Raw genomic sequence first — 24,574 nt, 5'->3', positions numbered from 1 at the left:
TTTGATTTAAAGTCTTATTTCCGGGTCAGGCTGTTTTCTGTGAATACAACCGGCTGCCCTTCGTTCACGTTCTGGTAACCTGCCGTAATCACTCTGTCGTTAGCGGAAAGGCCACTCAGCACCTCCACGTTTCCGCCATAGTTCATACCCGTTGTAATTTCTTTGCGCGTAGCTACATATTGGTCACCTTCCTGCTGGGCCACATACACATATTCGGCCCTTTCGTCTTTCTGCACCAGGTTTACAGGCAGCACAATCGTGCCTTCATTTTTATAATCCTGGATGCGCACCACGGCCACCATGTTCGGGCGCAGCGTGATGTCCTGCGTGCTTTTCGGACGTAGCTCCACAGTAAAGGTCCGGCTGGTCGGGTTAATGAAATTGCTCACCACCTCTACCGTCGTCTCTACCTCCTTCTGCAGGTCCGGGAAGTAAACGACCGCCTGGTCGCCCTTATTGACTTTGGCCTGGTAAGCCTCCGATACTTCTGCCACTATTTTACCACCCTGCAGGTTCACCACCCGGATAATGCCTATACCTGGCGATACAGCCTCACCCGCATTCGGAATCACCTCATCCACTACCCCACTTACCGGGGCTTTGATGTTGTATTGGTCGCGCTGCTGCTGCAGTGTTGCCAGGTTGCGCTCCAGAGCCTCCATGTTGTTTTTGGCCGTGAGGTACTGCATTTCGGTGCCGATTTGCTGGTCCCACAGGTTTTTCTGCTTCTCATAAGCCACATCGGCCAGTTCCTTGCGTGTTCTTACTTCTGCTATGTTCTGCTCCAGCACCTGCGCATCAATTGTAGCCATGGTCTGCCCTTTCGATACACGGTCGCCGGGCTGTACACGAACACTTGTCAGCACGCCCGGCACTTTTGCGCTCACCAGCACATTCTGGTCAAAGTCAACTCTGCCCTGCACCTCCAGGTAGTGCCGGAAAGTATCCTGCTCCAGCGCAGAAACCGACACCGGCACTGTCTTCTTCTGTGCAGCCACGGTGGTGCCCCCTGTTTTCAGCTCTGCCTCCAGTTCGGCAATTTCCTGCTCCAGGCTCTCACGGCTCTCCTTCAGTTCAGCCAACTGTGCCTCTTTGTCTTTTGTGCATGCTGCCAGGCCAAGCACAAGGGCCATAGCATATATTCCTATAAATCGTTTCATGTTCTTGTTAAGAAAGTGATTTTTCAGTCGTTTTATTTTGTCAGCAAAGTGCCTGTCGCTCTGTCCAGGTTTACTTTTGCAATCAGGGCATCGTACATGGCGGCGTAGTAATTGGTCTGGGCCTCCCGCAGGTCCGTTTCAGCATTTACCACCTCCAGGTTTGTGCCTACGCCTTCCTGGAACTTGATCTTAGCCACACGGGCAATCTCCTCCGCCAGGGCCATATTCTCCCGCTGCGACTCCAGCACATCCAGCGAATTCGTCAGCTCTACAGAAGCCTGCTCCAACTCCAGGTCGATGCTCTGTGTGAGTGTCTGGAAACCCAGCTTGGTATTCTCTACTGCTATTTTGCCCTGCTGAATCTGATAGTGCTTGCGCAGGCCATCAAAGATAGGAAGTTGCAGCTGCCCCCCCACATAGCCGAAGTCCAGCCAGTTGCTGGTTTTCGTAATGCTGCTGAAGTCGTTGCTGGCTGTAAGGTAGCCGTAGCGGGCATTCAGGTATAGCTTTGGCAGGTAGCCTGATTTGCGGTTGCGCAGTTCCAGCTCTGCCAGGTCGCGTTGTGTCTCCAGTATAGAATATTCGATGCGGCTGCTATACTCAAAGTTCTGCGGCCTGACCTTGCTCACATCCACTTCTACTTCCGCCAGTTCGTCTGTCAGCAGGATAGCTTGCTTCTGATCAATGCCCATCTGGAACTTCAGCAAGTTTTCGCTGATGGCCATCAGGCGCTCCGTCTTCTGCTGCTCTACCTTCAGGTTGTTCAGCTGTACCCGCAGGCGGTCCACATCCAGCTTTTCGGCCACACCGTTCTCAAACATGATCCTGGTCTGGTACAGCAGCGTGTCGAGCCGCACCAGGTTCTGGTTCAGCAATTCAAAACGCTCGCGGTTTACCAGCACACCGTAATAGGCTTTCGATACCTGCTCGGCCACATCAATCTCACTTTGAATAGTGGTTTTGCGCGAAAGTTCTGTATATGTTTTCGCCGCTTTCAGGCCAATAAGGTAGGTACCGTCAAATAACAACTGGCTACCTGTTACAGTAGCATTTCCGGTGTAGGCAGGCGTAAAAGTCACGGGCACGAACGTACCCGGCTCAGGTGCATTGGGGTTACCGGGGTCCTGAAAGAACTCTGCAGGCAGGAAGCTCTGCTGCTGAATAAAGTTATCCCCTACATCCAGGGAGCCGTTTATCTGTGGCAGACCCATCGCCCGGACTTCCCCGACCTGTGCTTTCGCAATCCGCTGCTCATTGCGGGTGGCCTGCAAGCTGGGGCGGTTCTGCAGTGCATAGTCAATGCTTTGCTGCAGGCTAAAAGACTGCGCGCCCTGGCCACTGGCATAGAACGTGCCCCATAACAGCAGAAAGGTTGCCAGCAGGCTGATTTTGTTTTTCATGGTTTATTTGTTCTGTAGATAGGTAGTGGTATTATTCTTCTTCAATGATTTGCTTGTACTCGTTGATCAGTTTATGCCCCTTCAGGGTGGCTATTCCCAGCATATAATGCTCCAGGCTATCCTTCTGCACTTTTGCTATATTGAATTCATAAGGAGGGAAAAGCTGCGCATCAAACGGCATTTCAATCATCACCAGCCGCAGGCGTGCGATTGTTTCCACATCCAGGTCCTGCCGGAACAGCCCCTCCTGCATACCGCGGTGTATGTTCTGCTTTATCATCTCCAGTATAAACTTGACCTTATGCTGTTGCCACAGATTCCAGCTGTCGCGGTGATACTTCTGCAGGTCATGAAAAATAGAAGGGTGAATGCTGGTGAAGATCTTTTTCGTCATCTCCATGGCATGGAACAGTTCTTCAATTGCGTTGCCGGCGTTTTCAACATCCGATTGGCAGTCCTGCTGCACAAAGGAGAGAAAGTTGGCCAATGCCTCATACACCACCTCGTCCTTGTTCTTAAACCATTTGTATAGCGTCTTCTTCGACATGGCCAGGTGCTGAGCTATGTCATCCATGGACACACTCTTGATGCCCCGCTGGCAGAACATACCAAAGGCGGCCTCTAAGATTTTGCTTCTAGTGTCTGTTTTCTCTGCTGTTTCCATAATCTAAATCAGCGCAAAACTATGGAAACGTTTTGAATACCCAAAGTTTCCATGGTTAATTTTAGATTAACTCTTCAGCATCCGAAATGTTTTACAATCTAAAGCACAGCCACTTATAAAAAACTAATTGCTGTATCCACTGCTTAGGAAAAGAGACAATAAAGATGAACAACCAATAACATCAGGCGAATTCCCCGATTATCAGGAGGAATCAAAGCCGCTTTGGCAGGCAAACTGGCTCAGAAAAAGCAGAAGATTTATGTTAAATTAAATCTCTTAAATGCCCAGCACTGAACGCAGTTTACTGTAGCCGCTCCGGCTCAGGGGTACACGCACGCCATTCTTCAGCAGCGCCACATGGCTGTCTTTTTCCAGGGGTTCTATGCGGGTGAGTTGGGTGAGGGGGATAATATAGGAGCGGTGCACGCGCACGAACTGCTTTGGGTCCAGCACACGCTCATAATAGTTCATGGTTTTCTTCTTCAGGAAGAGGCCGTCCGGGGTGTGTACCTTCACATAGTCGTCGTAGGCTTCCAGATACAGCACATCCTTTACTGGTATAATGCGGATGTCGTTGGCGGCTTTTACCACAATGCGCAGCTGCTCCTCCGGCTGCTTGGCAGGCACTTCGTTCAGATCCGGCGCTTTGCCTTCGGCAGCGTTGATGCCTTTCTGTTCCTGCCACTTCTTCAGGGCAGCATCAAAGCGCTCCTGGCTAAAGGGCTTGAGCAGGTAATCGACGGCATTGGCCTCAAAGGCTTTGAGGGCATACTCATCAAACGCCGTGGTAAAGATTACCCCCGGTGCCTGCTCTACCAGTTCCAGCATCTCAAACCCATTGATCTTAGGCATCTGGATGTCTAGAAAAATCAGGTCGGGCTGGTGCTGCATGATGGCTTTCACGCCGGCAAACCCGTCGCCACACTCCTGCACCACCTCTATACCGGTGTGGTGCTGCAGGTACTCTACTACAATGCTGCGTGCGAGCGGCTCATCATCTATTACTAAACACTTAATCATAGTTTTTGCGGAATTTTAATGCTGGTGATAAACTGGTTCTCCTGCTGCTGTGTCTGGAGCAGGTCGTGGCGGGCATAAAGCAGGTACAGGCGGCGCTGCACAGAGCTCAGGCCGAAGCCGGTGCCCTGTTGTGGCCGCGCGGTGGCAGGGTCGTAAGGGTTTTGTATCTGCAGTTGCAGGTGGTGGTCCTGGGCGGTGGCTTTGACACATATCACCGTGTCGCCGATGGTATCGTACAGGCCGAACTTGATAGCGTTCTCCACCACCGGCTGCAGTAAAAGGGCCGGCAGGCGCATGTTCATGGTTTCATTTTGTACTTCAATGGCAGTTTGCAGACGGTGCCCGAAGCGCACTTTCTCTATTTCCAGGTACAGCTCCAGGTGCTGCAGTTCGTCGGCCAGGCTTACCTGTTGCTGGTCGTCTTTGCGCAGGGTGCCACGCAGGAAGTCGGAGAGCTGCTGTATCATTTTACGCGCCTGCTCCGGCCTTGCCCCAATCAGGGCACTAATGGAGTTGAGGCTGTTGAACAGGAAGTGTGGCTGTAGTTGCTGCCGCAAGGTGTGCAGTTCTGCCTCACGAGCCAGCTTTTCGGCAGTGGTTTTCCTTTCCTCGCCCTGCTGCCGCTCACGGGTATAGAACCACATCCAGTTTAACAGCAGCATGAGCAATATTATCAGCCAACCGAATACGATGCGCACCGGCAGCGTGGCTTCCACAAAGGCAAGGTAGGCGGCATCTCCACTGAAAGCCTTGCCTGCTATAAAGTTAAACAGCAGCATGCTTATACCCGCTAAACCCAGACTCCAACCCAGCAGGTAAGCGCCTTGTTTTACATTTGGCTGGTAAAACCGCAGACCTGTACCCATGGCATAACCACCGCTTACCAGTAGCGTGTTTGTGAGCAGGGCATCTGTAATAGCTGTGCTTATGGGCAACCCCACCGACCACAGCAGCGCTGTCTGCACCACAATCCAGAGCAAAGCCCAGCCCAGGTAAACCAATATAACGCGTAGTGGGTACATGTACCTGATGGGTTAGAAGCTCTTAATCTGGAGCCCGCCAAAGAGCGTGGTGCCTTTCAGAATAAGAACCTTATTTGGATCATAGCCACCGGGCATTACCGGCCGTTTGTCGTCAATGCCACCCAGTATGGCCACCATCTCCGACTTTATCTGCCAGTGCGGCGGGATAATAAGTGTGGTGCCGCCAAAAATCTGCGTGGCCTCCAGCATGACCGGGTGCTGTATATCGGCCTGGCTCAGGTTTAGCTCAGTGCCTCCGAAAACGCTCACGACCTCGCCCCCCAGAAAATTTTTGGAGATAATGTTCTTCTTAATACCGCCGAATATGGCGGTGGCATCTACGATGTCCTCTGTAGAGTAGGCACTGTTTGTGGCGTATTCTGCGCTGAAGCGGTGATTCTGCCCTTGGTTTGGTCCCGCCTCTCCCTCTCTTACATCTCTTTTCCGGTCGAATTGCCTGGGGTAGTCCTGACGGGGCTTTAGCATCATCCACACCCCGAGGCCTATCAGCATGATGGGCCAGAAATAGATGTGCAGGTCGAATCCATCTACCACATCCTCAATCAGGAAAACAGTACCAATGAGCACCAGAATGAGCCAGCCCGGCTTCTGGAAATTGTGACGAAAGCCAAGGAACAGGCCCACCACAATCAGAATCATTTCCCATTTAAACAGCCAGTAAGGCAAAAAGAACAGGTCCAACTTGGCCACCAGCACCACAACGCCCACTGTCACTAAAAGCAAGCCTGCCAGCACCTTCCCGCCACCAGCCTGCTGCGGCTTCTCCCAGTTACCGCCGTAGTTGTTATCCGGTTTTTGTTCTTTACTTTCCATAGTCTTTTTGATTAAGTTTATGCTCAAATGTACTGTAAACCAACCCGCAGGCCTACAACAGATAGGCGGGCCGGGGGGAGAAGTCGGTAAGCTGTAGGTTTGCGTCGGTAAACTACGAAGTATAGCGTGCTTCTGCAATTAACCGGCTCCCTAGTTACCTCTTGCCTAAGCAGTTCCGCTTCTGCTGCCGCGCGCCCGGAATTACCTGCTTTTGCCCTACTCCGGGTGCCGGCATACTTACCAACTGAGCAGGACCTAAGCTAGAATCAGAAGCGCCAAATTATTACCTTTGCATACTATGGTGGAGAACATACAACAAATAGCACAAGAGATAGAGGCAGCGCCGCTTACGAACCCTGCCGAGTTGGAGCAATTCCGCATTGCCTACATTGGCCGCAAGGGCCGCATTGCCGCTCTTTTTGATAACCTGAAGCAGGTGGCACCGGAGCTGCGCCGCGAGGTGGGCCAGCACCTGAACAGCCTGAAGAACCGTGCCCAGGAGCGTTTCGACCAGGCTCAGGAACAACTGGCCAGTGCCGCAGACCAAAACGCGGATACCGGGTTTGACTTTAGTCTGCCAACCGTACCGAACACACTGGGCACACGCCACCCGCTCTCGCTGGTGCGCCAGGAGATTGTGCGCATCTTTGAGCGCATCGGCTTTAATGTAGCCGAGGGTCCGGAGATGGAGGATGACTGGCATAACTTCTCTGCCCTGAACTTCCCGGAGAACCACCCGGCACGCGAGATGCAGGACACTTTCTTTTTAAGTGAGAACAAAGAGAAGTTACTCCGTACCCATACCTCTACTGTGCAGGTGCGCCTGATGGAAAACAACCAGCCGCCGCTTCGCAGCATCATGCCGGGCCGCGTGTATCGCAACGAAGCCATTTCGGCGCGTGCGCACATGGTGTTCCACCAGGTAGAGGGCCTGTACGTGAACAAAGGCGTGAGCTTTAAAGACCTGAAGGAGACTTTGTATTACTTCGCGAAGGAGATGTTCGGCCAAGACACGCAGATCCGTTTCCGCCCGTCGTTCTTCCCGTTCACCGAGCCAAGCGCTGAGATTGATATTACCTGCTTTATCTGCAAGGGCGAAGGTTGCAATATCTGCAAAGGCAGTGGCTGGGTAGAGATTGGCGGTTCTGGTATGGTAGACCCTGCCGTGCTCCACAGCTCCGGCATCGACCCGGAAGTATACTCCGGCTTTGCCTTCGGCATGGGCATTGAGCGTATTACGATGCTCCGCTACCAGATAAAAGACCTGCGCCTCTTCACTGAGAACGACGTGCGCTTCCTGCGCCAGTTTGAGGGGGTTATTTAATTCTAAGTGACTGAACACCAGAATGAGTGAATGTTTTGCGGTACTTTATGTAAATCACAAGTACTGCAATGCATTCACTCATCGTTTTTATAAAAATGAGTAAAGCTATGAAATTAGAGGAAATAAAAACGATAGGTGTGGTGGGTGCAGGCACGATGGGCCAAGGCATTGCGCAGATTTGTGCACAGGCTGGTTTTAAGACCATTCTGTTCGACATCAATGCGCAGGTACTGGAAAAAGCAAAGGCCACGACCACCCAAAACATTGACAAAGGCATTGAACGCGGGAAGCTGACAGAAGAGGACAAGAAAACAGCCCTGGACAACCTCTCTTTTACAGGCGACACATTGCAACTTAGCTGCCACCTCATTATTGAGGCGGTAGTAGAGCGCCTGGAAGTGAAGCAAAGTATATTCAAGGAACTGGCGAGCATGAACCCCGCAGAGACTATCCTTGCCTCCAACACCTCCTCTATTCCCATCACACAAATAGCAGCCGCTATACCGCACCCGGAGCGGGTGGTAGGCATGCACTTCTTTAACCCGGCCCACATTATGAAGCTGGTAGAGGTGATATCCGGCGCCACTACCGCCCCGGAAACAGCCGAAACTATAAAAGCACTGGCGCTGAAGCTGGGCAAAACCCCCGTGATGGCCAAAGACTCCCCGGGCTTTATCGTGAACCGCGTGGCGCGCCATTTTTATGTGGAAGCGCTGAAGCTGCTGGAAGAAGGCGTAGCCGACGTAGAAACCATTGACAAGCTTATGCAGGCCAGTGGCTTTAAGATGGGCCCCTTTGAACTAATGGATTTGATAGGTGTTGATACTAATTATTCAGTAACTACCTCCATGTTCGAGGCTTTTCATTATGATTCGAAGTTCAGACCAAGCCGCATCCAGCAGCAGAAAGTGGATGCCGGGCACCACGGCCGCAAGTCGGGCAAAGGCTTTTATACCTATGTGTAAACTCTGGGCGCTATGTGCGCTCCTGCTCCTGTTCACCACCGCCTGCAACAACAGCAACGGTATAGGGCCAAGGATACCGGAAGTGTTCGTGGACGAGCAGATAAGCGTAAACAGCCAGCTGTACCCGGGCTTGCGCCAGGACGGCGGCTACGCCTACATTAACGGCGGCTACAAAGGCATACTGATCGTGCGCCAGAACGCCAGCCAGTACTTAGCCTTCGAACGTGCCTGCCCCTACGACCCAACAGCCTCCTGCTCCCAGGTAGAGGTAGATCCCTCCAACCTGTTTATTGTAGATGACTGCTGCGGTTCGCAGTTTAACATGCAGGGCAATGTAACGGGCGGGCCATCCGTATATGGCCTCCAACAGTACCGAACAGCCCTTTCCGGCTCCCTACTCTATATTTCGAACTAATTTTTTTCTGTTGATTTACAGGGAATTACCTAGGTTTGCAAAAGTTTTTTTGGGGGTGTGCTTGCGTCATAAGGAAAACCGCCGTAATATTGCACCATCAATCAGCGGGAAAGCTGCTGAAAACAAATAAGATTCCTCCTTAGCTCAGTTGGTTAGAGCACATGACTGTTAATCATGGGGTCCCTGGTTCGAGCCCAGGAGGGGGAGCTTGAAAATCAAGGACTTACGTTAATTCGTAAGTCCTTTTTCTTTTTGGTTTAAACATGGTTTAAACTTTTCCACACAAAACACTTCTGTTATTGCCTTGAACTTAATCCGGATCAAGCGGAAAAGTTGTAGGGTGAGGAAAAAAGAGCAGCTTTACGGTCGTATAAACCACTGTAGCCGCTTATCCCTTGCAAGACGCTTACCAGACCCTTGTCAGCTACCTTTTGCCTGAAGGCATGCTGGAGCACTTCGATTCAACGGATGTCCTGCAAGACCCCGCAGGCTTACAGCTACAGCTGGAAGAAAAGAACACCCTCCCTTTAGCTTACCAAGATCAGCGTTGTGAGTCCAATGGCTTCCTTCCTGAGATCAAGCTGCAGGATTTCCCTATCCGGGGGCAGAAGGTCACCCTCTGCATCAAAAGGCGCCGTTGGCAGCTGCTAGACACCCAAGAGGTGATTGCAAGAGACTGGAACCTGGTACAGCAGGGAGCGCGAATGATAAGTGAATTCGCCGCTTTTTTAAAAGCAGTACTTGGATAATCACCCCATCAGCTGCCAGCAGTTGGCTAATTACTTCCAACTGGACGGCAAACAGCTTCAGCAGCAGTACAAGGACCACATCAGCCACTTTCATCAATGGGAGCAGAAAGCACATGCCACTGAATGGATGCTCTTTGCAGAAAACATAGGTGCTGAGTTGAGCATAGACGAGACAGCCCTCTCTAACGGAGAGCTCTACACCATCCTTACCAATAAAGCCGCTAAAGGCAGAAAGGGCGCTCTGGTGGCCATGGTAAGGGGTACGCAGGCAGAAGATATCATTTCTGTACTGGAAAAGATACCGGAAGCAGCAAGAGCCAAGGTGCGGAAGGAGACCATGGACATGGCTTCGAGTATGGCTAAGGCCGTAAGAAGCTGCTTTACGAAAGCTTACCGGGTCATTGACCGCTTTCATGTGCAGAAGCTGGCCTATGATGCTGTGCAGGAGCTGCGCATCAAGTACCGCTAGCAAGCCCTGGAGGAGGAGAGTGAGCTCCTGGAGCAGTCAAAGAAGAACAAGCAGCGCCATGAGCCGGAGCTATTCAGTAATGGAGGCACCTTAAAGCAGCTTTTGGCCCGCAGCCGGTACTTGCTCTTTAGGCATCCACTAAAATGGAGTGCTTCCCAAAAAATCGCTCGGTGCGTTAGCGTTAGACCACAGATATAGCACAGCATATTTAAACTATGAGTCAAAGTAGTACTTATCATCCTTAGCAGGAATCAGGCAAGGCTCAAAATTTAGAGAGGGCAATATGGGCATAGTTAGTAAATGCATGAGACACATGGTTTCTATTGTGGCTCCTATATCTACCACCAGATAAACTTTTTGCCTTTATAGGAAATGTAGACATCAACCACAGTTTGTGTGTTTTTTCTACACTTTGTAGAATGCAAATTAATGAGTATTGTTAGCCATAACAGCACTTTGCAAAATGTTATTTTCTAAAAATAATATTAGGTACACTATATTTTAATTTATTTCTTATACCAAAGCACAGATCAGCACTACACCCCCCGTTTGCTGGTTTATGAGAATTATAACTAAGCTCATCAATCCCCACTTACCTTCACAATCAACCAATACAACGACTAAAGCGTTATGAATTTCGCACAACCCTCAAGATTTTGCTAAAACAAGTAGTCTTTCGCTATTTTTTTTGGGTTACATTTTAATAGAACAGGTATTAAGAGAAATAATATTATTCTTATTTATCTAACTAAATCATTAAACAGCAACACAAGCCTTGTTCTTACTTTACTTCAATTATAAAAGATCAGCTATAAATATTTAGTGCAGTTAGTTTAGACAAGAATATAGCTTTCTTTGGCACTGCGTTTGCTACGTCTGAAAAAAAATAAAACCAACGTGTCTATGGTGACATAGACACGTTGGTTTTATCGAGTCAGAATCTTGCAGGATTCTGCTGTGAAGTTGCTACTTCTATAGAAATTTGAAACGCAAACGTAATTAAAAGGTTACGTTTTGCAAAATCCTATAAGAATCTTCACTTGGCTTAGCCAGCCTGCTCTCCCGGCTTATCTTCAATAACAAGTATAGCGAGAATGTAACGCTATAGGTGATACGTCTGCACCTCTGTAAAGCCAGACTTAATTTGATTTTGTGTGAATGAAAAAATAGAAAAAGAACACATTTCTAACAACCGATATCAACGCTTATAGCGGAGAACGGCATCCTTATGTGGTAAGACTATTAGTCCTTTCCGTTTTGGGAACAGGTGTGCCTTATACTCATCACAAGGAAGCCTTCGGCCTCTAATCAGGCAAAGTAGACTTTGCCTGGCAGGCGGCTTATTAACCATTTTGTAGCGGCAAATGTCAGTTAAGGCTGACTTATGCGCCAAGGGGGTGGCTGTGTAACAGAACTGCAACTGCCAAACTGTTTCATTCCATACACAACAGCAAATAAATAAACCAACAAATAATACAATATATATGATAATTTATATTTTTACTCTTACTATCTTAATAACATTTGTAATCTGGGGCAAACCATTAGTTCCCCACGAGGCCACATTTGACCTTTTAAAAGATCTCTCCATTGTTGGAATTGGTGCCATCCTAGGCATCGGCATCAAAACAGTTCTGGATCTGAAGGATAAGCTGTGGGTTTGTGCTGTAGCCAAACTCCGTTACCACGATACCTACATAAGAGTATCAGTCGCCTACCTTTTCAAGATATATGTAGACGGCAAGTACCTTCTGGTAAAGGGCAGGAATATCGAACAGCTCCAGCCCGTAGGCGGCGTCTATAAACGGTTGCCGGAGTCTTCTAAGCTTTTCAACGAATTAGTCATTCTAGATGATAAGGAGATCCCTATCTGCGACACAAGCAGGCATGACCTGAGAATCAGGGTGAAGGGCAAAAACCTGCACAAGTTCATTAGCTGGTTTGAGTCGAAGCAGGACCGTGAAATCTCTCACTGGCGTGAGTTCTGTGAAGAGCTGGTACAACCCGGTCATCTCTCTATAGACAACTTCCCTCATATTAACTACAGGTATTTACATCAGAACCCATTCTACCTTCACTGGTCCCCATACTACAAGTGCCCAGAGGTTCTGATTCATGAAGTATATGAGCTGATACCTAATGAAAAACAACTTCAAGAGCTTAAGAACCTTACAGCAAGCTCTAGTACGGATTATCAGTGGGTAGACGAGGATACTATAGAGAGGCTCGGCAGGAGCAACGGAACAAAACCTTTCGCAGTGGCAGAGCACGCCAACACCCTTTTTAGCAAAGGTTTTAAAGTGAATTAATTATGAAGAACTACTACATACCACAGTCCCTTGATCAACAGATAGACGATTTGCTGAACCGCATTGCGGAGTCGTTACAGCTTGATGAAACCAGAAGAGCGGCTGCAGAGCGAAGCTACCGTGCCGTATCGGACTGGATAAGCAGCGATGTTGGCTTTTTTAAGGAGGTTCCTTTTGATATTTATCCTCAAGGCTCCTTTAGAGTAGGTACTACCGTCAGACCCTACTCAGGTAGCGAGTTCGACTTGGATATTGTCATTCATATGGCGGCACGATATGCGGGGTTCGACCCGATGAAGACGCTGAATGAGCTGGAAAGGCGTTTACGGGAAAATGGCACCTACAACTCTATGGTGGAGCGTAAGAATAGGTGCATAAGGTTGAATTACGCCAATGAATTCCACATGGACATACTGCCGGGCTTCCATGAAAGCATTTACGACCATAATAGGCTCATGGTACCGGACAGAGCCTTGAAAGACTGGACGGCAAGTAATCCCAAAGGCTATGCACATTGGTTAGAATCGAAGTTTATAAGGCAAGATCTTATACTGCTTGAGAAAGCAAGAAGCGTAGAAGAGCTTCCTGAAAACATGCCTTACCAGCTGAAGCAGCCACTGCAGCGGGCGGTACAGCTTATTAAGAGATACAGAGATGTTTACTTTCAGGATAAACCTGAGCTAGCTACCTCCAGCATTATCCTGACAACTCTGGCGGGCATGTTTTACGGTGGCCAGACTTCGGAATATCAAGCCATCAAAGCAATTGTGAACGGGATCAATGGTGCTGTGCCCTTGCTGAAGGGAAAAGTAATAGAGATCGTTAACCCTGCCAACACTGATGAAAAGTTCAGCGATAAGTGGGATAATGAGCCTGAGCTATACGATGCGTTTGTGGTCTTCATCAGAGACTTCAAAAAAGTATGGGACCAGCTCCACTACACATCCGGAATACACAAAGTAATAGACATCATCAAACCCGCATTCGGGGACGCCGTGAGCACTACGGCGCTAAGGGAGCAGGTAGATTTTATTGAGAAGGCCCGCAGTAGTGGCAGGCTTGGTGTCGTCAGAAACTCTGGTCTTCTGACAGGAGCTGCAGGACACGGCATTAGCCAGATAAAGCGAAACAACTTTTATGGCAGCTAATTACTACAGGCCTAAGCAGTATACTCCTATTCAGCAATATGCTGCCTTTAGGCATAAGTTTCCGGAGTGGGAGGTAGTATGGAAGCCGCACGGTTTTGAAGCAAAAGGCTTCCTGAAGCCTTCTCCGTTAAGTGAAACATACTGTGTCTGCATATCTTATTATCAAGACAAGGCACCTAAAGTAATTGTCATCAGTCCTCAGCTAAAACCCAGAGAGGAAAATGGTAAAATTAAGCACACCTATGCGGATGGTTCACTTTGCCTGTACTACCCAAAGGCAAGAGAGTGGACCCCGGCACAACTGGTTTCTAACACGCTGGTTGAATGGGCTGCCTTATGGTTATACCATTATGAAACTTGGCATGCCATAGGCGAATGGATGGGAGGTGGAATAGAACACTGATCACTAGGGAATTTACTAACTAAATATACTGAAAGGAGGTGATTAAAATGGCGAAGAAAACTACTGTGCACAGAAGTGCTGACACTGGTCAGTTTGTGACAAAGAAGTATGCCGATAAGCATCCTAAAACTACCGTTAAGGAGACTGTGAAGAAATCCAAGTAGTTTTAGGCAGTTTTAATGTTGTAACCAAGCTAAGCCTTGTATGCTTAGCTTGGTTGTTTGTTTACTAGCCAACTGTTGTAGCAGGATATTAACCAAAATCCATATTTACCCAAATCCTTACTATCTTAGGCAGTTCTAATAGAAACGAAGGGTGATGACCGTGACAACTCCGACAGCGAGGCCAAATGCCGTCTAGGAAACCAGTGGGCACAACAGGCAGGATCAGGCTACAACTATTTTATGGTGTTTGAGAGCAATGCTATTGAAGGGGCTTATAATCTGAATAAAGCGAAAGAGCTGATAGGGCAGTTATAAAAGTTGGGAAAAATTGATGCTTTAAAAACAAAGATATGATTCAGTTATACAAAGCCATTTTCTTACTGTTCAAAATTGTTGCCTTAATCTCAGACTTTATTATGAGGATAATCATAGGCTTGATAAGGTATAGCAAATTTCCATTGATTATGGTAGCTATCGTAATAGTCACTCTCCCCTTGTATCTTGCTGCAATATTCAGTTTTCTAATTAGTGTTGGAATGGCAGATTTATTAAAAAGGGAAATAGATAGAGAAGGCTTTTATCCTGAGAGGGAAGGGCTTAAAGATTTTGGATATTACCTTTCGTATGGTAGCGAAAAGAAGGGGTAAATCTACTTCTTGAAACATAAAATTTAATACAAAATATAGCCTTAGAGTTATACCTTGCCTTATTAAAAAAAACAATCAATTGTATAATTCATATGCTTTAGCTTAGCTTATAATAAGCTGATAAAAAAGTAGCAGTGGGCCTCCAGCTTATTGTAAAGGTTCAGCCGGAGCCCCAACTACTGGTTTCTTTAATCAAGTTGTATAACAGGCACTTGTGTTGCTTGTCCTACATTTTCTCTAAACACGTGTTTTGCCAGGTTTGGCGTATCGTTCAGCTCATACACGTACTGGCGTGCCAGGTAGTCGTGGCACTTGATAGGGCACTGGTAAGGAGCGTGCATGAACTTCATGATATGCTTCCTGCCATTCCTTGGGTTTCCCTCGCTGTACTTGATAGAGGGCCAGTACCCCTTCACTTTGCCGGTCCTGGGGCTTATGACCTCCATTACATGGTGCTCTATTCCGATGCCCGCACCAAGGCGCTGCAGGGCCTCATAACAGTTCTTCTCGCTGTGCTGCTTCATGTATTCGCTGATAACAACAGAGGCTTTCCAGGATGGATAACGGCGAATTAGATCCGCTACCTCGCGATTAAATACTGTTTCTTTTGTCATTGTATTTTTCATTTTATAGTTAATTTAACCCGATGGGCTAAGTCGGTTTTATTGAGCCCGTTCTTGTTTTGAATATTGTGAAATGATATGTTTTTTATTTGCTGGAATGGCAGCAGGCTACGCCGCTGACTTTGTTTAGATATAGGTTAGAGCCGCTGTTGGAGGACCGCGAGAGTACCCAAACACAAACACCCCCCTATATAGGCCACTATTTGTGTTTGGGTGGGCCAGAGCTACGCTGCCCATGCCTGGGAAGGAACAAGGCTATACATAGTAGACTTGCCGGCACTTTCCTCAATAGTCAGTTCGCAGGCAATGCCATTACCGTCATATACCACTAGCCGCTGCTCAGCTATCTCCTTCAAGCGATCCTTAACAGTGTTTATGTGAACTTCAAACTGCATCGAGAGCTCATGCACTAAATCTTTTTGCTTCTTAGGCTCAACTAACAGTTCTCCCAGGCAATCGACAATCATACCTGTGTCGGCTTTCTTTCGCCTTTCCTGCATGGTACCATTGATCATTTCTTGGCTGGCGCGAGCAAGGCTATGTGTACTCTCCTCGAAGTAGAGGTACAGTGGGTCAGGTTTTTTGCCGTTTCGTAGCTTGAGGAACTTCACTGCGATTAAATCACTGTCTTTGTTGTTAGCGCCCTTCTCGAAGCCGATTTGCATGATAGTAGAGGCTTTATTAGATGCCTCCGTGCCCGTATGGCCCCTCGCCTTGTCTGTACCAGGGTTCTCGTGGATGATCAGCAAAAAGGTAATGTTATGGTCGTTAATGAGCCTGTTCAAAAAGTCAAAAAGCTCCAGCGATTCAGAGGCATTATTGAAGTCGCCTATACAGTCTGTTACCACATCCAGCAGGATAAACAGGTGGTGCGAGGATATTTGCATCGCCGCCTCTACAAATGATTTCAGTGCCTTTAGCCTATGCTGTCTTTCAAATCCAATCAGGCTGTAGGGGACCAACCGGTCATGGCTTTCAAAGGGAGGAAGCCCAGCTAACCTCCTAATATGCTGAATAGCCATCGGAAACTGCTCTGATTGGTTGCGCTCCGTGTCCACGTAAGCTAGCAGAAACAGTATCAGTTGGTTCTTCTCAAAACCGCAGAAGTCAGTCTCGCAGTATCCCTCTGACAGCAGCAGGCTTAGCAGCAACTCCGCCAGGCGGCTCTTATGGGAGCCAAACTTGCCCTGAATGATGTTGATCGTTCTTTTCCAAATGACTCCCTGGCCATTGAGCTTAATGATAGGCTGGGAGCGAACAATGGCTTTGGAGGCGTTATCCTCTATCAGCCTGATGTTTGCCTGTATCGCCTCCGGCCAACTGCCGGAATCATCTGAGGCTTTACGGTGAAGTTCTCCAGGCATATCTGTGGAAAACCCTTCTTGTGTGTTGGCAGAGCCATGGGAGTCAAGCTTGTTGCCCATGCCGGTTGCGGAAACGGGTTTATAATCTATCATGGCGCTATAGGCTTATGAATCCGTACATATTTCCATTTCCTAGCGTCAGCCGGATGTGAAAGCCGTCTAATGGGCCGTTCTCCTGCAGCAGCATAATCTGTTTTTCTGCCAACTGCCACTTTTCAGTGTGGAGCAAGCTTGATGATGCAGCCATCTCGGCGTAAACTTGGTTGTAGGCACCAGCCAGTGACTGCAGAAAGCTGTCCCTGATGTCTATATGCCTTTGATTAGCATTTGGCTTAGCGGCATACTCCTGCAGTACGCCACGCTCTTTAGTAATAATGCCTGCAAGTTGCTCTAAGCTAGAGAAGGGAGTAAAATGTGGTGTCATTACTTACTGCCTCCTTTCCTGCCTCTTGGGCTGTTGAGTTCCTCTTCGATCTCGGCCACGGTTTTCTTCTTGCCTTCCGACAGCCATTGCTCCAGGTCGGCTTGTTTGAACACGAGCCTTTTGCCGCGCTTGTAATGAGGGATAAGGCGTTTGCTGGTGTAGCCGTAAAGCGTTGACTCCGGAATCTGCAGAAAGGAAGCTGCCTGCTTGAGGTTTAAAAAGCCTTCTTCCGGCTTTGGATTTAGTAATGCTAGGCTCAAAGCCTTCTGCACGCATGACAGAACTAACTCCGTTAGTTCATCATGGCTTAGTGTGGTGAGGGTTAATTTTTCCATTATTTGTGGTTGTTTCTTTTCACAAATATGGAGGGTACGTGTTACTAGGGGTCACCCTGAGGGGTGACCCCTAGTAACGAAAATATTGATAACTACTTATTAATGAGCGACTTTATTTTATTTATTTTTTTATCTATGAATTTTAGAACTTCCTCCTGTTTCAGTTTTTCAAAGTATGGCCTAATCACCTTTAAATCTTCATAATTCTTTTTTTCTGAAGTAAGTAATTCAAAATCATCCTTCCCAGCCTTCTCTACGAGCTTCTTGATGTTCGATCTGTCTCTTCCTGTAAGGGCGCAAATAAAGTCTATTAAGCTCGCTGCGGCGTCGCTCCTGTTTATGTTGTACTCCTCATCCAAAAGCATTATCATCAGCACCAGTTGCGAGTTGTCGAGCTGCTTACTCTTAGCCTTACTACTACCTTCACCCTCTTCACTAGAGGTCGGGGAAGTGCTGTCCTCTGCCAGCATTTGGCTTGCTAGCTCACGCCTTGCCTGCAGCAGAAAGGAGTAGTGAAACTTCCATGTCCAAGTATCCATAATTACTAACTGCAGGTCCTCAGTATATTCAGCAACATCCATAGTAAGCACTTTAGCAAGGTGCTCTTTAGCCTCTTCCTTAGATTTACCAGCGATAGTTCTATACGCTCCAAGTGTCTGGAGCCTTTCATCCTCTTCGGTTCTAGTGGCCTTGCTAGACTTAAGATGTTCAATTGCCGCGTTAACATCTCTAATCAAGCCTATATTGATGTACTCTTGCACAAACGGCTGCTCAATTATCTTCTTGGCCTGCTCTAGTTCTTTGTTTATGACTATTAGCTCTTCATTTAGATTTTCTGCACTTTTCAATTTCATATTTAACTCCGAGCGCTTTAGCTCATAATTTTCTAGAGCCATTGCCATCAAAGTCTCTTTTCTCTTCAATATTATTTCAAAAGCGGCTAGGTTGATGTCTATGATACTGCTGTTCATGTGTGGATTGTATGGTTAACCTTGGCCTAAAATAAGAACTTATCTGCCTCATCCAACACAGTGTTTTCGAAATTATCTAGACAAACTTATGCAATTTTTTCGCTACTGTTGCCGAGGGAACTACTTATCCATGAGGTTGACACATACTGCCGCTTATGCATCTGACGTAACTGTGCCTGGTAGCGTCGGTGACGTTGAAGTCGAGCTGCATATTGCCTGCCAGCGTGCGTTGGTGGCCGCTCATCTCTTTAGGCGATGTTGAATTAACGGCGAATTTTCCCTCTTGTGTAGCAATGCTTTGAGGCTTACTTTCAAGCCCTTCAAACTACTTTTGAGTTACTTCCAGGCCCTTCTAATCACTTCTGGCTTACTTCTAAGCCCTTCTAAAGTGTTGTAGGCCACTGCTGAAGCTTGGCAGCACCCTTCACAAACGTGTCCCCTTCCCATAGAAGAGGTAAAAGATGAGAGATAAATTGGCGGTGGTCGTTTAGGACAAGTTGTGACCAAGCCTTATAACGCCTTATATGTTAAATATAACACCTGAATGAGCGAAGCTTGAAGCATGCTGTTGCTTATTATTAAAAGTAGTTATGAAGCAAACAACCCCACAACCTTCTAGAGAAGGGGGTGCCGCTTTTGGTGCTTTGGCGGGAGGAGTGTTTTTCAAATTACACAGCCATGCCCCACTCTCCGTGTATCAGACACGAAGCATTAAACTTGTACTGAATCATTTACTAATTAGACCAGTTATAGAGAGATACGGGGCGGCCTACGGGATAACAGCGTTCTGCTGTTACAATGACATCTGATAACTCTTCTAATTCTTCACTTGATTTCTTATTGACTCTTACCGAGGGGACCGACCAAGTGGTTTTTGCTTTCGACATTGCGGCTACACGATTCACTTTTCTAAATCCTGCCTTCGAAAAGGTATGGAACAGGAGCCGGATAAGCATAATGGATAACTCGGCTTCTCTGTGGCAAGACATTCATCCTGAAGATAAATTGCACGTGCAGCAGGTTTACCACGAGCTGCTGGAAGGGGTACTTGTAAGTGAGTTAGAGTTCCGCATCATACTCCGTAACAAGAGTGAGCGATGGGTTTGCCTAATGCCCCGGGTAACAGAAGAGCAGCTCATCATCGGGTATGCCCAGGACATCACAGCCCAAAAGGAGTACTATGATGTTTTGAAAAAATTCTCTGACAAAAAGAACGCCATTCTCAACATTCTATCGCATGACCTGTCCGGTCCACTGGCCATGATCCAGTCCCTGTCTACGATGCTGAGGGATGATGTGAAGGCAGATACCGACCACCAGCAAATGCAGCGGGTAATCAGCATCATTGAAAGAAGCAGCCAGCAGGGCATGCAACTGATTCAGGACTTCATAAAGCAGGAGTTCCTGGAGTCTGCTAACGTGGAGTTGATCAAAAGACGGGTGAACCTGGTTGGCATGCTAAGAGAAAGCATGGATGAGTACTTGTTAAACCCCTTGCTGCCCCAGAAGACTTTCCACTTCGTCACATCCGCTGATACCGTTTTTCTGTACCTGGATGACACCAAGTTCATGCAGGCGATCAATAACCTGCTGTCAAACGCTATTAAGTTCACACCGGATGGCGGGGAGATTACCCTTGCGTTGGAGGAAAAGGAAGAGACGGTGCTGATTAAAATAACCGATACAGGCATCGGTATTCCGGAGAAGTATCATGACACTTTGTTTGACAAGTTCACCCGTGCCCGACGGCCCGGTATCAAAGGTGAGCCTTCCGTGGGGTTGGGCATGTCCATCATCAAAACTATCGTGGAGTGGCATCAGGGGAGGATATGGTTCGAGAGCCAGGAAAACAAAGGCACTATTTTCTTCATAGAGGTTCCTAAAAATCAATAAAGCCAGTTTCATCTTCTACGCTCTGGTAGCATTGCTGCCTTCAGCTCTTTTCTAAAGGAAGCTTTCGTTCTGCCTTCTGTTGAGCATAGTTTAGCTTATGAGCCGGTAACTGATGCTGTGATAAATAGAGCCGGTTCCTGAGGGAAGTGCAATTCAAAGCCTATTATTCGGAGTGGGCTTTTTTGCTGCTATAAATCTTATACTCTCACGAACAATTGCTTTAGCTCAGCTACCCCACTAGTGCTAATCTCGTCACCTACACCACATAGCCTGTGAAGGTGACTTAGTATCCCTTCGTCAGAGACATACATCCTGTCCATGTAAATGCCGCTAAGGAAGAAGCGGCAGTAAATGCGGTCCCTGCTCACCCAGGTGAGTACAATCAGATCGCAGTAATTAAGTTTATCTGTAAAGTCAGCCAACTCACTCATACCTCCATGTGCCTTTATTGGGGACGTGAAATTAACGGTTTCATTTAGCATAGGTTATCTATATAGTAAATCATATTACTCATGAGTGGAAGTGCGTTAGTAGTGACCCAGCAGACAGGGGATTTCTTGAGATGTATTTGTAAATATGAATCTAAGTGGGGCTGGCTCTTGAGAATGCTGGACAAAGTGCTGTCCGGGAAAACGTGAATATATGGATACAAAAAGGAGAAGCTGGTGGGAGTTACCGCCAGCTTCTCTAATTCTAAAAATGCTTAAGGGTTAGGGAGCCACATTGATTTGCACATTGTCTTTGTGTTCATCCTTATCTAGCTCTACATGGACACCACCGGCTACCGTTTGGCCTTCGTCAGGTCCGACAGCATAGATGTAGTAGTCCCCCTTGTTGAGTTCCTTAAAATGAAACTTCCCGTCTGAATCCGAGGCACTGCTTGCATCATACCTTGAAATGTCGGAACCAGGGGATGAGTCAGCCCCGTACTTGATGTAAAACATAGCTGGCTTGAAGGATTTGCTTTCATAATAAGCGTGGCCTTTGATTTCACCTTTCCCGCCCAGGCCTTCTTTTGTACAGCTCGTCAAGCCTACAAACAGAACAAGAGCGAAGAGGAAGGCACTGAAAATGGATTTCTTTCCCATGAGTAAATGCTTTAGGTATTAAATATATGCAATAATATCAATATAGCAGTTGAATTATAGTATTTCGGGATAAATAATTTCTGCTCAAATGTTGCGCCTGTAGTTTTCCTTATAGCTCACTTTCAACAGCACATGCATTTATATGCATGTGCTGTTGAAAGTGAGCTGTACTCCCTGTGGTTGCTAAACTGCCGTGGCCTGTTCTTTAGGCTTCTGCCATGGTGGTGCATTGTTTTAAATAAGAAAATTCAAATAAGAAAATTCAAAGACTTTTATTTCTTATTCTATTTTTATAAAAACTCAACAGGCTAAATAAAGTGAAAAAATGGCTACAGTCTGCGCAAGCATTTTTCTTCCTCTTTATGGGCTTACTGTTTAGCTTCAAGGACTGATTCAGCTTTACTTCAAGAGTCAAGTGAGTAGAGCTCATTCCTCATGAGTCAGTTACTCGGCTACGGTCCTGTCTTTTCCCAAAAAACGTGAAGATTTTGAGACGACTTTAAGGGATATCTTCTATAATCGACCGTCTATGCCGAGCAACGCTTAGTGCTGCATGTTGCTGCTATGTTGCTGGGCTGTTGCTGGGCTGTTGCTGGGCTGTTGCTGCATGTTGCTGGCTGTTGCTGGACTGTTGCTGGACTGTTGCTGCTATGTTGCTGGCTGTTGCTGGACTGTTGCTGGCTGTTGCTGGGCATTGCTGAATCATTGCTAAGCCTTGCTGAATCATTGCTGGGCATTGCTAAGTCATGCTGGAGGCGTGCTAAGTCATGCTGGAGGCATGCTGAGTCATGCTGGAGGCATGCTGAGTCATGCTGGAGGCATGCTGAGTCATGCTGGAGGCATGCTGAGTCATGCTGGAGGCATGCTGAGTCATGCTGGAGGCATGCTGAATCATTGCTGGAGGCATGCTGAATCATTGCTAAGCCTTGGCGGCTCAGCAGCAGGTGTAATAAAAAGCTGTAGCATGACCGTTCACAGCCGGTTATGGCGGAAATTGATGTACTCTACCGCTCAATAGCTTCTTTTACTGCTGCGGAGTGCCGCTTTTGATGTGTGGTGTTATGTCCCTTTTGTTGACATAGTGCTGCACAGCAGGAGGTGCGTTTAAAACAGCGGTACTTTTTTGCCTCCTGCCTCATCGCCTGGCTTTCAGCGGAACAAGAAAGGCTGCCTTTATCGGGCAGCCTTTCTTGTTACAAAGCTAAAGTCCGCAGGGACCATTTATGATGAAAAGAGCATCCTGCTCTTGAGGTGCGCAAGGTAGTAAATGTTTCTATATCGCTATATACTGCCTGAACAGGTTTTGTGCCACCAGGCTGAGCATCTTCAGGCAGAGGTAAAAATAACCCAACACTGCCCGAGCTACACTGGAGCTGCCAAACCTCTCCCTTTCACACTGCTTCACCTGTGCTTTGGATGTAACGGTAGCAGGTGGCCCTGCCGATGCCCAGTATCTTGGCTATTTCCTCCACGGTCTTTGTTCCGGAGTCGAAGAGTATCCTGGCTGACTTGGCCTTCTCCATGGCTGCCTTTGACAGGCCTGTAGGTCTGCCCCCCTTCTTTCCCCTGGCATTGGCTGATTCCAAGCCTGCCTTTGTTCTTTCGCGGATGATTTCCCGCTCGAACTCAGCCAATGAGGCGAAGATGTTGAAGGTGAACCTACCGGTGGGCGTGGCCGTGTTGATGCCGTCCTGCAGGCTGATAAACTCCACCCCCCTTTCCTTGAACTCCGCCACCAGGTCTATCAGGTCCCTGAGCGACCTTCCCAGGCGGTCGAGCTTCCACACCACTACCGTATCTCCGGAGCGAAGCTGCGAAATCATCTTCTCCAGCTCCGGGCGCTCCTTGCTTTTTCCAGATTTCTTCTCTCTGAATATCTGCCCGCACCCGTGTTGGGTGAGGGCGTCAAGCTGCAGCTCCAGCTTCTGGTCCTGGGTAGAGACCCGGGCGTATCCTATCTTCATATCAGTCTCATTAACTCATCTCAAAAATAAAAAAAGATTTTGATTTTTGAGACGGCAAAATGAGACGCCATACAGGCTGCAGGGGCAGGTGCCGATGAAGGTTCCACGATCTCATTATTCCCACGTTTTCTGATAATAAGGTTGAGCAGAAAACTGCAGCTTTAGCCTGCTTCCGCAACCACAGCCTGAAGCTGGAGCGATTGCACTGAACGCACAGGCATTTGACCTTGTGGAAGGCACACCTGCTCATGCTCTCTCTGCTTTTAGCTACGGCAATGAGCAGTTTTCGTGGCTGTAACCGTGTATATCCGGATATAAGCGTATTATCCGGATATACACGGTTAACACCCCTCTGCAGGAGTTGTATTGATTTGCTGTGCTTTCATTCTTATAACCACCTATTTCGGCTGGTTTTACTCCTTGAAAGGAGACAAAAAGCTGGAATCTATGTGCAGAGGGAGCACTTATCAGCGGACCTCACCTCCCCTTTTAAAACTTTTGGGCTATCTATGCTTAAAACAGGGTTAAGGAAGCGGGTATCTTCACAAAATTTCTTATATTGAATAAGGAAGATATAATGATTAAAGCCTGTGAAACAGCCGCTAAAACAACAAATACTGCTTCAAGAGTGGGCCAGCCGACTTCCATACATAGTGCAGATAAGCCGAATAACTCCGTTTAGCTGATAGTTGGGCGGCAGTTAAAAGCATAGAAAAAGATACCCTTACTTATACAGATTCACTCAAAAATTCTCAATAGAATCACCCATGTCAACTAAAATTAACTTCACCAACTGGCTGGACAGAATAAATAAAACAGAATCAGTCAGTGACAGCATCGTTGCCTTCAATTTCGGGTTGTTTGAAACTGAAAGGAGCTATACGATATATCTGATAGGCTCAGAAACCTTTGATGAAGATGATGATGACTGGGCTACAAACGTGGACTTTGAGCCAGAGGAGAAGTACTTTGAACTGGAGCCTTCAACTGTGAATGGGAAAGATTGGGAGAGTGTCTTAGAAGTTTCTGAAGGTCTTATATCAGAATACGTGAACTCAGAGAACTTCAACAACTCTATCTTCAAGAATGCAGAAGCTATCACAACAGGCTTTGACGATGGAGACTTAGTGAGAGTAAAATAAAACCGTACGCCCAACAAAGTTCATAATTTAGGCTTCGGCTACGCCTCACCCACATTATGCACGAGTAACGTTGGGCT

Annotated in this window: 25 protein-coding genes and 1 tRNA gene; 12 read left to right on the top strand and 14 right to left on the bottom strand. The window is 47.4% G+C overall.

Annotated features, from left to right (window positions below):
• Nucleotides 1-14: 14 nt before the first annotated feature.
• The 6 genes from DXT99_RS08335 to DXT99_RS08310 form a co-directional block, all read right to left on the bottom strand.
• Nucleotides 15-1,160 carry an efflux RND transporter periplasmic adaptor subunit gene (locus tag DXT99_RS08335; RefSeq protein WP_115565089.1) on the bottom strand — a complete coding sequence of 382 codons (1,146 nt, stop codon included), beginning with the start codon at nt 1,158-1,160 and terminating at the stop codon, nt 15-17.
• A gap of 32 nt (nt 1,161-1,192) precedes the next feature.
• Nucleotides 1,193-2,560 (bottom strand): TolC family protein, encoded by a 1,368-nt coding sequence (locus DXT99_RS08330; RefSeq protein WP_115565088.1) that lies wholly within the window; start codon nt 2,558-2,560, stop codon nt 1,193-1,195.
• 31 nt (nt 2,561-2,591) lie between these two features.
• Entirely contained in the window at nt 2,592-3,224 is a 633-nt protein-coding gene (locus DXT99_RS08325; RefSeq protein WP_115565087.1) for a TetR/AcrR family transcriptional regulator, read from the bottom strand.
• 276 nt (nt 3,225-3,500) lie between these two features.
• Nucleotides 3,501-4,244 (bottom strand): LytR/AlgR family response regulator transcription factor, encoded by a 744-nt coding sequence (locus DXT99_RS08320; RefSeq protein WP_115565086.1) that lies wholly within the window; start codon nt 4,242-4,244, stop codon nt 3,501-3,503.
• Complete coding sequence (locus DXT99_RS08315; protein ID WP_115565085.1) at nt 4,241-5,266, bottom strand: sensor histidine kinase; 1,026 nt, start codon at nt 5,264-5,266, stop codon at nt 4,241-4,243. Before DXT99_RS08315 ends, DXT99_RS08320 begins: the two co-directional genes overlap by 4 nt.
• A 12-nt stretch (nt 5,267-5,278) precedes the next feature.
• Nucleotides 5,279-6,100, bottom strand: coding sequence for a LiaF transmembrane domain-containing protein (locus tag DXT99_RS08310; RefSeq protein ID WP_115565084.1), 822 nt, complete (start codon nt 6,098-6,100; stop codon nt 5,279-5,281).
• A 298-nt stretch (nt 6,101-6,398) separates the two neighbouring features.
• On the opposite strand from DXT99_RS08310, the gene pheS reads away from it, so the two are divergent.
• From pheS to DXT99_RS08260, 10 genes are all read left to right on the top strand, one after another.
• Complete coding sequence (gene pheS, locus DXT99_RS08305; RefSeq protein WP_115565083.1) at nt 6,399-7,424, top strand: phenylalanine--tRNA ligase subunit alpha; 1,026 nt, start codon at nt 6,399-6,401, stop codon at nt 7,422-7,424.
• A 107-nt stretch (nt 7,425-7,531) separates the two neighbouring features.
• Nucleotides 7,532-8,389 carry a 3-hydroxyacyl-CoA dehydrogenase NAD-binding domain-containing protein gene (locus tag DXT99_RS08300; protein WP_115565082.1) on the top strand — a complete coding sequence of 286 codons (858 nt, stop codon included), beginning with the start codon at nt 7,532-7,534 and terminating at the stop codon, nt 8,387-8,389.
• Nucleotides 8,382-8,804 carry a hypothetical protein gene (locus DXT99_RS08295; RefSeq protein WP_115565081.1) on the top strand — a complete coding sequence of 141 codons (423 nt, stop codon included), beginning with the start codon at nt 8,382-8,384 and terminating at the stop codon, nt 8,802-8,804. The genes DXT99_RS08300 and DXT99_RS08295 overlap by 8 nt, the downstream gene beginning before the upstream one ends.
• Nucleotides 8,805-8,937: 133 nt before the next feature.
• Nucleotides 8,938-9,011: transfer RNA gene (locus tag DXT99_RS08290), tRNA-Asn, on the top strand.
• Between the two features lie 188 nt (nt 9,012-9,199).
• Entirely contained in the window at nt 9,200-9,553 is a 354-nt protein-coding gene (locus tag DXT99_RS08285; protein WP_246000582.1) for an ISAon1 family transposase N-terminal region protein, read from the top strand.
• A complete protein-coding gene (locus tag DXT99_RS08280) occupies nt 9,546-10,022 on the top strand; it encodes an ISAon1 family transposase (RefSeq protein WP_115565080.1) in 477 nt (158 codons plus the stop codon). Before DXT99_RS08285 ends, DXT99_RS08280 begins: the two co-directional genes overlap by 8 nt.
• 1,484 nt (nt 10,023-11,506) lie before the next feature.
• A complete protein-coding gene (locus tag DXT99_RS08275) occupies nt 11,507-12,331 on the top strand; it encodes an SMODS-associated NUDIX domain-containing protein (protein WP_115565079.1) in 825 nt (274 codons plus the stop codon).
• A 2-nt stretch (nt 12,332-12,333) separates the two neighbouring features.
• Complete coding sequence (locus DXT99_RS08270) at nt 12,334-13,479, top strand: nucleotidyltransferase domain-containing protein (RefSeq protein ID WP_115565078.1); 1,146 nt, start codon at nt 12,334-12,336, stop codon at nt 13,477-13,479.
• Nucleotides 13,469-13,882: a hypothetical protein gene (locus DXT99_RS08265; RefSeq protein ID WP_115565077.1), complete on the top strand. Its 414-nt coding sequence runs from the start codon at nt 13,469-13,471 to the stop codon at nt 13,880-13,882. Before DXT99_RS08270 ends, DXT99_RS08265 begins: the two co-directional genes overlap by 11 nt.
• Nucleotides 13,883-14,396: 514 nt before the next feature.
• Nucleotides 14,397-14,693: a hypothetical protein gene (locus DXT99_RS08260; RefSeq protein WP_115565076.1), complete on the top strand. Its 297-nt coding sequence runs from the start codon at nt 14,397-14,399 to the stop codon at nt 14,691-14,693.
• A gap of 188 nt (nt 14,694-14,881) precedes the next feature.
• Here the strand turns inward: DXT99_RS08260 and DXT99_RS08255 are convergent, their stop codons facing one another.
• From DXT99_RS08255 to DXT99_RS08235, 5 genes are all read right to left on the bottom strand, one after another.
• Nucleotides 14,882-15,307: a hypothetical protein gene (locus DXT99_RS08255; protein WP_147294188.1), complete on the bottom strand. Its 426-nt coding sequence runs from the start codon at nt 15,305-15,307 to the stop codon at nt 14,882-14,884.
• A gap of 233 nt (nt 15,308-15,540) precedes the next feature.
• Nucleotides 15,541-16,773, bottom strand: a complete 1,233-nt coding sequence (locus DXT99_RS08250; protein ID WP_115565074.1) for a hypothetical protein — start codon at nt 16,771-16,773, stop codon at nt 15,541-15,543.
• A 4-nt stretch (nt 16,774-16,777) separates the two neighbouring features.
• Entirely contained in the window at nt 16,778-17,104 is a 327-nt protein-coding gene (locus tag DXT99_RS08245) for a hypothetical protein (RefSeq protein ID WP_115565073.1), read from the bottom strand.
• Nucleotides 17,104-17,439, bottom strand: coding sequence for a helix-turn-helix domain-containing protein (locus DXT99_RS08240; RefSeq protein WP_115565072.1), 336 nt, complete (start codon nt 17,437-17,439; stop codon nt 17,104-17,106). Before DXT99_RS08240 ends, DXT99_RS08245 begins: the two co-directional genes overlap by 1 nt.
• Before the next feature lie 92 nt (nt 17,440-17,531).
• Nucleotides 17,532-18,410, bottom strand: a complete 879-nt coding sequence (locus DXT99_RS08235; protein WP_115565071.1) for a hypothetical protein — start codon at nt 18,408-18,410, stop codon at nt 17,532-17,534.
• 798 nt (nt 18,411-19,208) lie between these two features.
• Here DXT99_RS08235 and DXT99_RS08230 point away from each other — a divergent pair.
• Nucleotides 19,209-20,303, top strand: coding sequence for a PAS domain-containing sensor histidine kinase (locus DXT99_RS08230; protein ID WP_115565070.1), 1,095 nt, complete (start codon nt 19,209-19,211; stop codon nt 20,301-20,303).
• Between the two features lie 197 nt (nt 20,304-20,500).
• Here the strand turns inward: DXT99_RS08230 and DXT99_RS08225 are convergent, their stop codons facing one another.
• The 3 genes from DXT99_RS08225 to DXT99_RS08215 all read right to left on the bottom strand — a co-directional run bounded on the left by DXT99_RS08225 (nt 20,501) and on the right by DXT99_RS08215 (nt 23,355).
• Nucleotides 20,501-20,785 carry a hypothetical protein gene (locus DXT99_RS08225; protein ID WP_115565069.1) on the bottom strand — a complete coding sequence of 95 codons (285 nt, stop codon included), beginning with the start codon at nt 20,783-20,785 and terminating at the stop codon, nt 20,501-20,503.
• Between the two features lie 228 nt (nt 20,786-21,013).
• Nucleotides 21,014-21,391: a hypothetical protein gene (locus DXT99_RS08220; RefSeq protein WP_115565068.1), complete on the bottom strand. Its 378-nt coding sequence runs from the start codon at nt 21,389-21,391 to the stop codon at nt 21,014-21,016.
• A 1,391-nt stretch (nt 21,392-22,782) separates the two neighbouring features.
• Nucleotides 22,783-23,355 (bottom strand): recombinase family protein, encoded by a 573-nt coding sequence (locus DXT99_RS08215; RefSeq protein WP_115565067.1) that lies wholly within the window; start codon nt 23,353-23,355, stop codon nt 22,783-22,785.
• Nucleotides 23,356-24,122: 767 nt separating this feature from the next.
• Between DXT99_RS08215 and DXT99_RS08210 the strand changes: the two genes are divergently transcribed.
• Nucleotides 24,123-24,497: a hypothetical protein gene (locus DXT99_RS08210; protein ID WP_115565066.1), complete on the top strand. Its 375-nt coding sequence runs from the start codon at nt 24,123-24,125 to the stop codon at nt 24,495-24,497.
• Nucleotides 24,498-24,574: the final 77 nt, after the last annotated feature.

Origin of the sequence: Pontibacter diazotrophicus (assembly GCF_003367245.1) — a bacterium.
Taxonomy (GTDB): Bacteria; Bacteroidota; Bacteroidia; order Cytophagales; family Hymenobacteraceae; genus Pontibacter; species Pontibacter diazotrophicus.
The sequence above is the reverse complement of the archived record's forward strand: the minus strand, read 5'-3'. Positions and strand labels throughout refer to the sequence as shown.